General features: G+C 72.8%; 12 protein-coding genes. 1 reads left to right on the forward strand and 11 read right to left on the reverse strand.

The features are described 5' to 3' along the window. Nucleotides 1-15: 15 nt before the first annotated feature. The 6 genes from ACIO3P_RS28860 to fmt form a co-directional block, all read right to left on the reverse strand. Nucleotides 16-453: an Lrp/AsnC family transcriptional regulator gene (locus ACIO3P_RS28860; RefSeq protein ID WP_401854430.1), complete on the reverse strand. Its 438-nt coding sequence runs from the start codon at nt 451-453 to the stop codon at nt 16-18. A 91-nt stretch (nt 454-544) separates the two neighbouring features. Continuing rightward, nucleotides 545-1,987, reverse strand: a complete 1,443-nt coding sequence (locus ACIO3P_RS28865) for a GuaB1 family IMP dehydrogenase-related protein (RefSeq protein WP_329828406.1) — start codon at nt 1,985-1,987, stop codon at nt 545-547. Between the two features lie 213 nt (nt 1,988-2,200). After that, entirely contained in the window at nt 2,201-3,250 is a 1,050-nt protein-coding gene (locus ACIO3P_RS28870; protein WP_329828407.1) for a sugar-binding domain-containing protein, read from the reverse strand. 79 nt (nt 3,251-3,329) lie between these two features. After that, nucleotides 3,330-4,013, reverse strand: coding sequence for a ribulose-phosphate 3-epimerase (gene rpe, locus ACIO3P_RS28875; RefSeq protein WP_329828408.1), 684 nt, complete (start codon nt 4,011-4,013; stop codon nt 3,330-3,332). A gap of 147 nt (nt 4,014-4,160) precedes the next feature. Further along, nucleotides 4,161-5,594, reverse strand: coding sequence for a transcription antitermination factor NusB (locus ACIO3P_RS28880; RefSeq protein ID WP_329828409.1), 1,434 nt, complete (start codon nt 5,592-5,594; stop codon nt 4,161-4,163). Nucleotides 5,595-5,626: 32 nt separating this feature from the next. Then, a complete protein-coding gene (gene fmt, locus ACIO3P_RS28885) occupies nt 5,627-6,571 on the reverse strand; it encodes a methionyl-tRNA formyltransferase (RefSeq protein WP_401854427.1) in 945 nt (314 codons plus the stop codon). A gap of 315 nt (nt 6,572-6,886) precedes the next feature. Here fmt and ACIO3P_RS28890 point away from each other — a divergent pair, with 315 nt between their 5' ends. Then, a complete protein-coding gene (locus tag ACIO3P_RS28890; protein ID WP_329828411.1) occupies nt 6,887-7,429 on the forward strand; it encodes a hypothetical protein in 543 nt (180 codons plus the stop codon). Nucleotides 7,430-7,610: 181 nt separating this feature from the next. Here ACIO3P_RS28890 and ACIO3P_RS28895 read toward each other — a convergent pair whose 3' ends face one another. From ACIO3P_RS28895 to gmk, 5 genes are all read right to left on the reverse strand, one after another. Then, on the reverse strand, nt 7,611-9,755 hold the full coding sequence (locus ACIO3P_RS28895) for a primosomal protein N' (protein ID WP_401854424.1): 2,145 nt from the start codon (nt 9,753-9,755) through the stop codon (nt 7,611-7,613). A gap of 131 nt (nt 9,756-9,886) precedes the next feature. Then, on the reverse strand, nt 9,887-11,095 hold the full coding sequence (gene metK, locus ACIO3P_RS28900; RefSeq protein WP_329828417.1) for a methionine adenosyltransferase: 1,209 nt from the start codon (nt 11,093-11,095) through the stop codon (nt 9,887-9,889). 302 nt (nt 11,096-11,397) lie between these two features. Further along, nucleotides 11,398-12,606 carry a bifunctional phosphopantothenoylcysteine decarboxylase/phosphopantothenate--cysteine ligase CoaBC gene (gene coaBC, locus ACIO3P_RS28905; RefSeq protein WP_329828418.1) on the reverse strand — a complete coding sequence of 403 codons (1,209 nt, stop codon included), beginning with the start codon at nt 12,604-12,606 and terminating at the stop codon, nt 11,398-11,400. A 146-nt stretch (nt 12,607-12,752) separates the two neighbouring features. Next, a complete protein-coding gene (gene rpoZ / locus ACIO3P_RS28910) occupies nt 12,753-13,025 on the reverse strand; it encodes a DNA-directed RNA polymerase subunit omega (protein WP_003970369.1) in 273 nt (90 codons plus the stop codon). Nucleotides 13,026-13,202: 177 nt separating this feature from the next. After that, complete coding sequence (gene gmk, locus ACIO3P_RS28915) at nt 13,203-13,766, reverse strand: guanylate kinase (RefSeq protein ID WP_329828419.1); 564 nt, start codon at nt 13,764-13,766, stop codon at nt 13,203-13,205. Between the last annotated feature and the right edge of the window lie 16 nt (nt 13,767-13,782).

The raw sequence follows: 13,782 nt of genomic DNA on the forward strand, positions 1-13,782 counted from the left end.
CCAATTCCCGGGGCCTCAGTAGCGGCGCAGCAGCGGGGACAGGACGAGCACCGACTTCGTACGCTCCACGTACGGTTCGCCCGCGATCCGCTCCAGGACCTGTTCGAAGTGGCGCATGTCGGCGGCGAAGACCTGCACGACGGCGTCCGCCTCCCCGGTCACGGTGGAGGCCGCCACGACCTCGGGCAGCCGCTCCAGGCCCCGCTGGATGGCGTCGGGCGAGGTGTTGCGGCGGCAGTAGATCTCGATGAACCCCTCGGTCTCCCAGCCGAGCGCGGCGGGGTCGACCCGTACGGTGAAACCGGTGATCGCGCCCATGGCGCGCAGCCGGTCGACGCGCCGCTTCACGGCGGGCGCGGAGAGCCCGACGAGGGAGCCGATGTCGGCGTAGGAGCGGCGGGCGTCCTCGGCGAGGGCGTGGACGATGCGTTCGTCGAGTTCGTTCAGTCGCACGGCTGGTGGTTCATTTCTCTGCGCGGGGCCGGTCCGGTTCCGGGCCGCCGGGACACCGGCGGCCCGGAAAAGGATCTGGTGCGGGAAGGCCCTAGCTCCAACTGTCGTGCAGCGGCTTGCCCTCGGCGTATCCGGCGGCGCTCTGGACGCCGACGATCGCCTTCTCCGTGAACTCCGCCAGGGAGTTGGCGCCCGCGTAGGTGCACGACGAGCGGACGCCCGCGATGATCGAGTCGATCAGGTCCTCGACGCCGGGGCGCTGCGGGTCCAGGAACATCCGTGAGGTGGAGATGCCCTCCTCGAAGAGCGCCTTGCGCGCCCGGTCGTACGCCGACTCCTCGCTCGTACGGTTGCGTACGGCGCGGGCGGAGGCCATGCCGAAGGACTCCTTGTAGAGCCGTCCGTCGGGGGACTGCTGGAGGTCGCCGGGCGACTCGTACGTACCGGCGAACCAGGAGCCGATCATGACGTTCGACGCGCCCGCGGCCAGCGCCATGGCGACATCGCGCGGGTGCCTGACCCCGCCGTCGGCCCAGACGTGCTTCCCGGCCTTCCGCGCCTCGGCGGCGCACTCCAGCACGGCGGAGAACTGCGGACGTCCCACACCGGTCATCATGCGGGTGGTGCACATGGCGCCGGGGCCGACCCCGACCTTGACGATGTCCGCGCCGGCCTCGATCAGGTCCCGTACGCCTTCCGCTGCGACCACGTTGCCCGCGACGACCGGGACCTTCGGGTCGAGCGCGCGGACCGCCTTGACGGCGCTGATCATCGATTCCTGGTGGCCGTGGGCGGTGTCGACGACCAGGGTGTCGACGCCCGCGTCGAGAAGCTGCGCGGCCTTGCCGGCGACGTCGCCGTTGACGCCGACGGCGGCGGCGATCCGCAGCCGGCCCCGGTCGTCGGTTGCGGGCGTGTAGAGGGTCGCGCGCAGCGCGCCCTTCCGGGTGAGGACACCGGCGAGGCGGCCCTCGGCGTCGACGGCCGGGACGAGCTTGCGGTTGGCGTTGTCGAGGGTGTGGAACGCCTCGCCCGGGTCCAGGTCGGCGGAGATCAGCACCAGGTCCTTCGACATGACCTCGGAGAGCTGGGTGAAGCGGTCGACGCCGGTCAGGTCGTGGTCCGTGACGATGCCGACGGGCTTGCGGTCGCCGTCGACCACGACGCCCGCGCCGTGGGCCCGCTTGGGCAGCAGGGAGAGCGCGTCGCCGACGGTCTGGAACGGGGTGAGCACGATCGGGGTGTCGAGCACGAGGTGGCGTGTCTTGACCCAGGAGATGACGTCGGTGACGACCTCGATCGGGATGTCCTGCGGGATCACGACGAGTCCGCCGCGCCGGGCGACGGTCTCGGCCATCCGGCGGCCCGCGATCGCCGTCATGTTCGCGACGACGAGCGGGACGGTGGTGCCCGTACCGTCCGGCGAGGAGAGGTCCACGGCCTGGCGGGAGCCCACGGCCGAGCGGCTCGGCACCATGAAGACATCGTCGTACGTCAGGTCGTGCGTGGGCGTGACGTCGTTGAGGAAACGCATACTGACTCTCTCACCTGCTGTTTCGCTTGAGGGGCGGGTGGGGAGTCAGCGACGGGCCCGGTCGGCCCCGGCTGCGGCTCCTACGCCATCATCACCGATACGGCGGCGGAATGGCGAACCTGACGACCGGCTCTGTACGTTCCGCCAGGGGGCCGGTGGTGATCTTCGAAGCATCGTCCGAAACCCCCGCCCACCGGGCGGGGGACCGACGTCTCAGTCGTCGTCCGGGTCCGCGCGCTCCAGCGCGGGATGCGGCGCCGGCGTGAACTCCGTCAGCAGGAAGTCCGCCGCTGCGGTGTCCGTGACCAGGCTGGTGACCAGCCCCGAGCGGAGTACGGCGCCGATCGCCTCGGCCTTGCGCAGCCCGCCCGCGATCGCCACGACCTCCGGGATACGGCGCAGCCGGTCCGCCTCGACGGTGATGCAGCGCTCGCCGAGGTCGCGGCCGACCCTGCGGCCCTCCGCGTCGAAGAGGTGCGCGGACATCTCGGCGGCGACCCCGAGGGAGGCGTAGTGGGTGCGCTCCTCCTCGGTGATCATGTCGTGGACCGTGGAGATGCCGGGCTCCCAGGAGCCGATGGAGACGGCCGCGACGGTGACCTTGTCGAAGTACTCGAAGGCGCGGGCGATCCCGGTCTGGCTGCGCAGCGCGGCGGCGGTCGCCGGGTCGGGCAGCAGCATCGGGGCGTAGATGGGGTGCGCCTCGCCGCCGGAGACCTGGGCGGCGCGCCGTACGGCCTCGACGGAGCCGCGCTCCGCGGTGCCCGCGTCGTACACGCCGGTGAGCTGGACGACCGTACAGGGCGGCAGCCGGTCGAGCGCGGCGGCCATGTGGATGGTGGAGCGGCCCCAGGCGAGGCCGAGGACATCGCCCTCGACGACCAGTTCGCCGAGCAGGTCGGCGGCGACCTCACCGAGGTTCTCCGGGTCGGGCGACTCGTCCTCGCCCTCAGCGGGGGACTCGACGACGACCGCGTGGCGCAGGCCGTAGCGGGCGCGCAGCGCGTCGGAGCGCTCGGCGTCGAGTTCGGCGGGGACGCGGATCTCGATCCGTACGAGGTCGCGCTCCAGCGCGGTCTCCAGGACCCGGGCCACCTTGAAGCGGCTGACGCCGAACTCCTCGGCGATCTGGATCTTGGACTTGCCCTCCAGGTAGAAGCGGCGGGCCATGGCCGCCGCCTGTACCAGTTCCGCGGGTCCCATCCGCAGGGCTGGCCGACCCGCCGACATACCAGACACCGCGATCTCCTCATCTTTGTTCACACTCTGGACTCGCTGTTCATCCTGTCAGATCCAGCGGTCCTCGATCGGCCCCGTAAGGCCCCGTTCACGTACCTGTGGCTCAGTGGCCGCAGGCCCAGGAGGCCGCGGCGGTCGCCTCGGTCGCCTGGTTGCGCAGCATCCGTACCGCGGCCGCCGGATCGTCCGTGCCGTACACCGCGGATCCGGCGACGAAGACGTCCGCACCGGCCTCCGCGCAGCGCTCGATGGTGGTCGCGGAGACCCCGCCGTCGACCTGGAGCCACAGTTCGAGCCCGTGCTTGGAGATCAGCTCCCGGGTACGGCGGATCTTCGGCAGCATGATGTCCAGGAACGCCTGTCCGCCGAAGCCCGGCTCCACCGTCATGATCAGCAGCATGTCGAGTTCGGGGAGCAGGTCCTCGTACGGCTCGATCGGTGTGGCGGGCTTCAGCGCCATCGACGCCTTGGCGCCCTTGGCCCTGATCTCCCGCGCCAGCCGTACGGGGGCCGCCGCGGCCTCCGCGTGGAAGGTCACGGAACCGGCGCCCGCCTCGACGTACTGCGGGGCCCAGCGGTCGGGCTCCTCGATCATGAGATGGCAGTCCAGCGGCGTGTCCGTGGCCCGCGCGAGCGCTTCGACCACGGGCACGCCCAGGGTCAGGTTGGGCACGAAGTGGTTGTCCATGACATCGACATGGAGCCAGTCGGCTCCGTCGACCGCCTTCGCCTCCTCGGCGAGGCGTGCGAAGTCCGCGGACAGGATGCTGGGGTTGATCTGGGCCATGTGCCAAGCCTGCCATGCTCCGGGGCACTTCCTGACCGCCCTGCGAACCCGGGTACGGACCAATCCCGTACGGGAATGGGCACAGTCCGCGCAATCCTCGCGTTTCCGTGGACAGATCCGGGTGTACGGAAAGATCGGCTTGACGGGTCAGGCGGTACGGCGCAGCAGGGCCAGATACATGGCGTCCGTGCCGTGCAGATGCGGCCAGAGCTGGACGTCCGGTCCGTCACCCAGCGCGGGGACGCCCGGCATCAGGGGCCTGGCGTCGACCCACTCGGCCTCGACGGGCGCGCCGCCGCGGCCCTTCAGGACGTCCTCGACGACGACCCGGGTCTCGGCGAGATGCGGGGAGCAGGTCGCGTAGCCGACGATGCCGCCGACCCGTACGGCCTGGAACGCCTCGCGCAGCAGTCCGCGCTGGAGCGGCGCGAAGCCGTCCAGGTCGGCGGGGCGGCGCCGCCAGCGCGCCTCCGGCCTGCGGCGCAGCGCGCCCAGGCCCGAGCAGGGGACGTCGACCAGGACGCGGTCGAAGGAGCCGGGGCGCCAGGGCGGGCGGGTGCCGTCGGCGGCGATGACCTGGTACGGGCCCGGGTTCCCGGCGAGGGCGCGTTCGACGAGCCGGGCGCGGTGGGGCTGCTTCTCGGCGGCGAGCAGGAAGGCGCCGCGCCCGGCGGCGAGCGCGGCCATCAGCGCGGCCTTGCCGCCGGGGCCGGCGCAGCCGTCGAGCCAGCGCGCGTCGGGCCCTTCCAGCGGGGCGTTGGCCACGGCCAGGGCGACGAGCTGGCTGCCCTCGTCCTGGACCCCGGCGCTGCCGTCCCTTACGGCCTCGACGGCGCCGGGTTCGCCGCCCTCGGCGAGCCGTACGGCATACGGCGACCAGCGTCCGGGCAGCACGGTGTCCGCGCCGAGCAGGTCGGTCAGTTCCTCGGTGGTCGAGCGGCCAGGCCGGGCGACGAGGGTCACTTCGGGCCGTTCGTTGTCGGCCTCCAGCAGGTCCTCGATCCCGGCGCGCCCGCCGCCCAGCGCGTCCCAGAGCGCCGAGACGATCCAGCGGGGGTGGGAGTGGACGACCGCGAGATGGTCCTCGGCGTCCTCGTCGTAGGGCGGGGCGACCCGCTCCAGCCAGGCGTCCAGATCGTCCTTGGAGATCTTGCGCAGCACGGCGTTGACGAACTTGGCGCGCCCGTCGCCGAGCACCACCCGGGCCAGGTCCACGCTGGCGGAGACCGCGGCGTGGGTGGGGATCCGGGTGCCGAGGAGCTGGTGGGCGCCGAGCGCGAGCACGTCGAGCACCGGCGGGTCGACCTCCCGCAGCGGCCGGTCGACGCACGCCGAGATGATCGCGTCGTACGTGCCCTGGCGGCGCAGCGTCCCGTACACCAGCTCGGTGGCGAGCGCCGCGTCCCGCGCCTCGAAGTCGCTGTTCTCGCGGGCCTTCTTGAGCAGCGGCGGCAGCACGAGGTTGGCGTAGGCGTCCCGCTCGTCGACGGCCCTGAGCACCTCGAAGGCGAGCAGCCGTACGGGGTCCTTCTTGGGGCGGCGGTAGGGCTGGGAGGGGCGGCGGGTGGCCTGCTCGTTCAAAGGTGCTCCGCGGTGAGAAGAGTCGATCCCTCTCAGCCTACGTCGGCGGTTCCCAGGCGCTCGCCCGGGGCGATCCGGACCCCGCGTGCCCAGTCGGCGGCGCGCATCGGCTTCTTGCCCTGCGGCTGGACCCAGAGCAGTTCGACGGCGTGCGAGCCGGTGCCGATGTGCACGGCGTTCTTGCCGACGGCCGGTTCCCCAGGGGCCAGGCCGGTGACGTCGGGCGCCGGCGCGGCCTGGACCAGCTTGAGCCGCTCGCCGCGGAAGACGGTCCAGGCGCCGGGCGCGGGGGTGCAGGCGCGGACGACGCGGTCGACGCGGAGCGCGGGGGCCGCCCACTCCACCTGCGCGTCCTCGACGGTGATCTTCGGGGCGAGCGAGATGCCGTCGGCGGGCTGCGGTACGGGGACCAGGGTGCCGTCCTCGATGCCGTCCATGGTCGCGGAGAGCAGCCCGGAGCCGGCGAACGCGAGCCGGGTCAGCAGGTCGCCGCTGGTGTCGGTGGGCCGGACGTGCTCCGTGATCACGCCGTAGACGGGCCCGGAGTCGAGCCCCTCCTCGATCTGGAAGGTGGCCGCGCCGGTCATCTCGTCGCCCGCCATGACGGCGTGCTGCACGGGCGCGGCGCCGCGCCAGGCGGGCAGCAGCGAGAAGTGCAGGTTCACCCAGCCGTGGACGGGCACGCCGAGGGCGCTCTTCGGCAGGAGGGCGCCGTACGCGACGACCGGGCAGCAGTCGGGGCCGATCTCGCGCAGCCGGGCGAGGAAGTCCTCGTCCCGCGGCTTCGCGGGCTTGAGCACCTCGATGCCCGCTTCCTCCGCGCGCTGGGCGACGGGGCTGGCGACCAGCCTGCGGCCCCGCCCGGCGGGCGCGTCGGGCCTGGTCACGACGGCGACGACGTCGTGCCGCTCCGAGGCGATGAGTGCGTCCAGGGCGGGTACGGCGACCTCGGGGGTGCCGGCGAAGACGAGCTTCATCGGTGGCTGACTACCTCTCGGACTGATGTCGGACTGGTGTCGGACTGGTGGTCGAACGGCGGAACGGCACGGGTCCGACGGCCGGAACAGTCTAGAGGGGTACGTCCGTCGTCCCGGTCCGCGGGACGTGGGATCCGCCCGTCCAGGACCGGGCCGTGGGGGGCGTACGACGGCCTGCGCGCCCCGCGCATATGCGTATACGCCTCCGTAGCGTGACCACATCGCCCGATGAAGCGTTGTCAAGAGAGATTGACCAACGCGGGCCGCACCGGTGCGGCCCGGATCCTTTTCCACGCCGGTTCGAGAGGCTTGTTCATGGCCGACCACGCAACCCACGACGCACAAGCCCGGGCAAGTCTGCACCTGTTGGTGCGGGACATCGAGCGGGTCAGGCGGCAGGTGGACGCGCTGCGCACGCTCACCGCCCAGTTGGGCAATGTCTACCGCCCACGGCGCTCGGGACCCTCCACGGGCTTCGTCGTCTACGGCAGGGCGCCCGCCCCGACCGTCCGTCTCGCGCAGGAGCTGAGGGACAGCGTCGAGACGCTGGTGACCGCGGCGGTGGACTTCGACCGCTCGCTCGGGTTCTCGTGGGACGCGGTGGGTTCGGCACTGGGCGTCACCAAGCAGGCGGTGCACCGGCGTTACGGTACCCGGCGGGCCACGCAGCAGCCGGGTACGGCCGAGGTGGACCGCGCGCAGGACCCCGGTGTCCCCCGCTCCCCGCTGCCGGCCGTACCGAGCACCGTACCCGCGGTACCGGCGGCCCGCTCGATGCCGCCGCAGCCCTCGGCGAGCGTCCCGTCGCTCCGCGAGGAGAGCCTCCCGAGGGCCTTCCCCGGACCGCGTGGCGGCTGACCCTCCCCCCTCTCCCCTGCCGGCGCGCCGGAACCGGTCACCCGGCGCCGGCGCGACGAGTCGGCCCGTACCGCACCCCCACGCGCCGCCCGGCGCGGCGCGGCGGGCACGGGCAGCAGAGCGCGGTGCGGCCGGCAGCCGCCCGGCCGCACCGCCCTCCCCCTCCCCCTGCAAGGTGGCCTCAGCCGATGTCGGGCGGATCGATCCTGATCCGTACGGGATCGCCGCCGCCCCGGGACATCCGCGCCGCCTGCGCCGCCTTCAGCGCCCCGGCCAGCGCGGCGCCACTGCCCGGCGGCACCCGCAGCAGGGCACGCTCCCAGCGCTCCCCCGGCGGCGGATCGCCCGGTCTGCGCGGCCGGCCCGGGTCGGTCAGCGGCAGCGGTACGGGGCCCAGCACCTCGGCGTCGCCCGGCAGTTCGGCCGAGGCCAGGAACGTCCCCACCGCCTCCGTGGGCCCGGCCACCGAGGCCATCCGCGACACCGGGGGGAACCCCAGCTCGGCCCGCTCCGCCAGCTCGCGCCGCGCGTGCCCCACCGGGTCCCAGCGGACCAGCGCCTGCACCGGACGGAGCGTCGGCTCCGCGACCACGACCACCGTGCCGCCCTCGCCCTGCCCCCGGACCAGGGACGCCGCCTGCGTCCAGCGGCGCAGCGCCTCCTCGCCCGCCCGCAGATCGGGGCGGCCGAGCATCGCCCAGCCGTCGAGCAGCAGCGCCGCCGCGTACCCTCCCTCCGCGACCGGCTCGGCGCCCGGCGTGCTGACCACGAGCGCGGGGCGCCCCGGCACGGAGTCGAGCACATGGTCGCGTCCCGACGTACGGACCGGGACGGCCGGGAACGCCCGGCCCAGCTCCTCCGCCGTACGCCGCGCCCCCACGATCCGCGCGCGCAGCCGGGGGCTCCCGCAGGCCGCGCAGTGCCAGCCCGGCTCCTCGCGCCCGCACCAGCCGCAGAGCAACTCCCGCTCGCGCGGCGCCTCCAGCGGCCCCGCGCAGTGCCGGCACCGGGCCGGCGTACGGCAGAGCTCGCAGGCCAGCCGGGGCACATAGCCGCGCCGGGGCACCTGCACCAGCACCGGGCCGCTCTTCAGCCCGTCCCTGACGGCCTGCCAGGCGAGGCTGGGCAGCCGGGCCGCCCGCGCCGCCTCGTCCCGGGCCAGCTCGCCGTCACCGATCGTGCGCACCAGCGGAGCGGCGTGACGCACCTGCTCCCGGTCGGCCGCCAGCGGCAGCGCCCACCCCGTGGCGACGAGCTGGGCCGCCTCGACCGTGCACGCCGTACCGCCCAGCAGGAAGCCGCACTTGTCATGCGCGGCACGCAGCAGCAGCACCTCACGGGCGTGCGGCTGGGGGGCGTGCGGCTCGCTGTGGCTGGAGTCGCCGTCGTCCCAGAGGACGACCAGGCCCAGGTCACGGACCGGCGCGAACATGGCCGCCCGTGTCCCGACGACCGCCCGCACCGCGCCGCGCCGTACCGCCAGCCACTCCCGGTAGCGCTTCTCGGGCCCCGCCTCCGCCGTGAGGAGCGCGTGCCGCCCCTCGCCCAGCAGCGCGGTGAGCGCCGCGTCGACCCGCCCGGCGACCCGCCCGTCCGGTACGACGACGAGCGCCCCCCGCCCGGAGGCGAGCGTCGCGGCGACGGCGCGCGCCAGCTCCTCCGCCCAGAGCGGCCCGGGCAGCGCGGTCCACACGGCCCGCGGCGCACCGCCCCCGGCGAGCGCGCCGAGGAACGCCGGCCCGTTCACGTACCGCTCCCAGCTCCCCGGCTCCGGTGCGGCGGGCGCCGGGGCCGGATCGGGCGACGGCTTCGCCTCCGCCCGCCCGTTCCGCGGCGGGACGGCGAGCTGGAGCACATCCGCGAGGCTCCCCGCGTACCGGTCGGCGACGGCCCGCGCCAGCCCCAGCAGCTCGGCGCTGAGCACGGGCTCGGTGGACACGACACCCGCCAGCGCGGCGAGCGGCCCCGCGTAGTCCGAGTCGGCGCGCCGCTCGACCACGAACCCGTCGATCAGCCGCCCGCCCTCACGCCGCCCGCCCCGCACCTGACGCGCCCCGGCCCCGAACCGCACCCGCACCCGCACCCCGGGCTGCGCCGCCTCGTCCAGCTCCTCGGGCACGGCGTAGTCGAAGAACTGGTCGAGATGGAGCACCCCCTTGTTCACCACCACCCGCGCCACCGGCAACCCCCCGGCCAGCGCGGCCCCCCGCCACGTCCGCGGCTTCGCCCGCGGCACCTTCGCCTTCCGCACACTCTCCCGAATGAGCGCAAGCTGCTCGGGCCCACCACCGGCGGGATCGTCGGGCCGCTCGTTGTCGCTGCTCACAGCTTCATACCTACCAGACGCCACCGACACCCCGGCATCCACGGAGATCGGGACCGCCGTGCGGACACGACAGTGGGGCCCCGGACACCGATGCGGTGTCCGGGGCCCCACTCGGAGAATCAGCCCGCGGCTCAGACGCCCGCGGCCGCGCGCAGCGCGTCCACGCGGTCCGTGCGCTCCCAGGTGAATTCCGGCAGCTCGCGGCCGAAGTGGCCGTACGCCGCCGTCTGGGCGTAGATCGGGCGCAGCAGGTCGAGGTCGCGGATGATCGCGGCCGGGCGGAGGTCGAAGACCTGGCCGATGGCCTGCTCGATCTTCTCGGGTTCGACCGTGGCCGTGCCGAAGGTCTCGACGAAGAGGCCGACCGGCTCGGCCTTGCCGATGGCGTACGCGACCTGGACCTCGCAGCGCGCGGCGAGGCCCGCGGCCACGACGTTCTTGGCGACCCAGCGCATCGCGTACGCGGCGGAGCGGTCGACCTTGGACGGGTCCTTGCCGGAGAAGGCGCCGCCGCCGTGGCGGGCCATGCCACCGTACGTGTCGATGATGATCTTGCGGCCGGTGAGGCCGGCGTCGCCCATCGGGCCGCCGATCTCGAAGCGTCCGGTCGGGTTGACCAGGAGGCGGTAGCCGTCGGTGTCGAGCTTGATGCCGTCGTCGACCAGTTCCTTGAGCACGTGCTCGACGACGAACTCGCGGACGTCGGGGGCGAGCAGCGAGTCCAGGTCGATGTCGGACGCGTGCTGCGAGGAGACGACGACCGTGTCGAGGCGTACGGCCTTGTCGCCGTCGTACTCGATGGTCACCTGGGTCTTGCCGTCGGGGCGCAGGTACGGGATGGTCCCGTTCTTGCGGACCTCGGAGAGGCGGCGCGAGAGCCGGTGCGCGAGGTGGATCGGGAGCGGCATCAGCTCGGGGGTCTCGTCGCAGGCGTAGCCGAACATCAGGCCCTGGTCGCCGGCGCCCTGCTTGTCCAGCTCGTCCTCATCGCCCTCGACCCGCTTCTCGTACGCCGTGTCGACGCCCTGTGCGATGTCGGGAGACTGCGCGCCGATGGACACCGAGACGCCGCAGGAGGCGCCGTCGAAGCCCTTCTTCGACGAGTCGTAGCCGATCTCCAGGATCTTGTTCCGCACGAGCTGGGCGATCGGCGCGTACGCCTTGGTGGTGACCTCGCCGGCGACATGCACCAGACCGGTGGTGATCAAGGTTTCCACGGCGACCCGGGAGGACGGGTCCTCCTGGAGGAGCGCGTCAAGAATGGTGTCGCTGATCTGGTCAGCGATCTTGTCGGGGTGACCTTCGGTCACGGACTCCGAGGTGAAGAGACGGCGGGACACATCGCTCCCTGAGGTTGCAGCGGCTGCTGGCTGATCATTGGCGGATCGTACGGGGCGCTGCACGCCCCGCGACGTTCCTCGACCACTTTATCGGTCGAATCGGGCCACGGGGGCAAGTGTCTCGATCTGTGGGAGCCCCCGGGCTCGCGGTCTCGCATTATGCGCCACGGTGATCGCCCCTGGCCAGAGCCCCGAGCGAGATGTGACGAAGGGCGCAGAAGCGGCGAAGGGGAGGAAAGGGGACGTAATGAAGAATTCATACGGCCGGAGGTCCACGGCTTTCCCTCTCGCCCGCACCGTCGTCATCCGGACACGATCCTGGGGGCCACCAGGTCCCAGACCACGTCCGCCAGGGCCTCCTTCGGTCCGTACGGTACGGGTGTCTCGGTGCCGTCCGCCGCGAGGACGACCGCCTCGTTCTCCTCCGTGCCGAACACCTTGCGCTCCCCCACCTCGTTGACGACGAGGAGGTCGCATCCCTTGCGCCGCAGCTTGCGCCGGCCGTTGGCGAGGACGTCGTCCGTCTCCGCAGCGAAGCCGACGACCACCTGTCCGGGGCGGGCCCGCTCGGCGGCCAGCTCGGCGAGGATGTCCGGGTTGCGGACGAGGGCGACCGGCGCGGGCTCCTCGCCGTCCTTCTTCTTGATCTTGCCATCGGCCCGGACGGCGGGACGGAAATCGGCCACGGCCGCCGCCATGACCACCGCGTCGGCCTCGGCGACCGCCTTCAGCACAGCCTCGCGGAGCTGGAGCGCCGTACCGACGTGGACCAGGTCGACGCCCGCCGGGTCCGGCAGCCCGGTGTTCGCCTCGATGAGCGTGACCCTGGCACCGCGGGCCACGGCCGTACGGGCCAGGGCGTACCCCTGCTTGCCCGAGGAGCGGTTGCCCAGGTAGCGGACCGGGTCGAGCGGCTCCCGCGTCCCCCCGGCGCTGATCACCACATGGCGCCCCGCCAGGTCGGGCTCCGGTACGCCACGGGCCAGGATCCGGCGGCAGAGTTCGAAGATCTCGCCCGGGTCCGGCAGCCGCCCCTTGCCGGTGTCGACGCCGGTGAGACGGCCCACGGCGGGTTCGATCACGACGGCGCCCCTCGCGCGCAGCGTCGCGACGTTCTCCTGGGTGGCGGGGTGCTCCCACATCTCGGTGTGCATGGCGGGCGCGAAGACGACCGGACAGCGGGCCGTGAGGAGCGTGTTGGTCAGCAGGTCGTCCGCGAGGCCGTGCGCCGCCTTCGCGAGCAGGTCGGCGGTGGCCGGGGCGACGACGACGAGGTCGGCGCTCTGGCCGATCCGTACGTGCGGCACCTCGTGGACGTCGGACCAGACCTCGGTGGAGACCGGACGGCCCGAGAGCGCCGACCAGGTCGCCGCCCCGACGAAGTGGAGCGCGGAGTCGGTCGGTACGACCCGTACGTCATGGCCCGATTCGGTCAGCCGGCGCAGCAGCTCGCACGCCTTGTACGCGGCGATCCCCCCGGCGACCCCCAGAACGACCTTCGGCTTGTCCACCGTGTCTCTCCCCTCCGCTGTCCAGAGCCCGGCCGAAACCGACCGGACCGGCTGTCCCGCACGATCGTGACAGCTCCCATGACACACCACAGGCCCGGCAGTCGCTCTGCCGGGCCTGTGGTGAGAAAGCGTGTGACGTGGGGCGTCTACTGGGCCGGGCCCTCGATGGCCTCGGAGGTCAGCAGACCCGCGTTGATCTCGCGCAGGGCGATCGAGAGCGGCTTCTCGTGGACGTGGGTGTCCACCAGCGGACCGACGTACTCGAGCAGGCCCTCACCGAGCTGCGAGTAGTACGCGTTGATCTGGCGCGCGCGCTTGGCCGCGTAGATCACGAGGCTGTACTTCGAGTCCGTGGCCTCGAGCAGCTCATCGATCGGCGGGTTGATGATGCCCTCGGGCGTGGTGATGGAAGAGGACACTCTCTTGCCTTCCGAAGAAAATTCAGGGAAAAACAGGTGGTCGTGTGCTGTCGTATCCCCGCGGACGGGGGAAATCCCGGAACGAGGGACATCCTGTGGACCGAGGAAATCCTGTGGACCGAGGAATTCTCGCCTCCCCGGCGGGCCGGGCAGTCCACAAGGACAGCACACTAAAGATCATGCAACTGCCATCAAGGCTAGCAGCTCGCGTGCGACGTCCTCGACCGAGGTGTTGACCAGGGTCGTGTCGAACTCCGCCTCGGCGGCCAGTTCCACCTTCGCGGCGGCGAGCCTGCGCTCGATCACCTCGGCCGACTCCGTGCCCCGGCCGGTGAGCCGGCGCACCAGCTCGTCCCAGCTCGGCGGGGCCAGGAAGACCAGCCGGGAGTCCGGCATCGACTCCTTGACCTGCCGGGCTCCCTGGAGGTCGATCTCCAGGAGTACGGGCTCACCCGCGGCCAGCCGGTCCAGGACCGCCTGCCGGGGGGTCCCGTACCGGTTGCCCGCGAACTCCGCCCATTCCAGCAGTTCTCCGTTGGCCACCGACTTGTCGAACTCGTCGTCGGTGACGAAGAAGTACTGGACCCCGTGACGCTCACCGGGGCGCGGCTTTCTCGTGGTGGCCGACACCGAGAGCCATACCTCGGGGTGGACCTTGCGCATATGGGCGACGACCGTGCTCTTGCCGACCCCGGAGGGGCCGGAGAGCACGGTCAGCCGCGGTCGTACGTCTGCTGCCATGCGGCGATTATCCAGG

Source organism: Streptomyces sp. NPDC087310 (assembly GCF_044744405.1).
GTDB lineage: Bacteria > Actinomycetota > Actinomycetes > Streptomycetales > Streptomycetaceae > Streptomyces.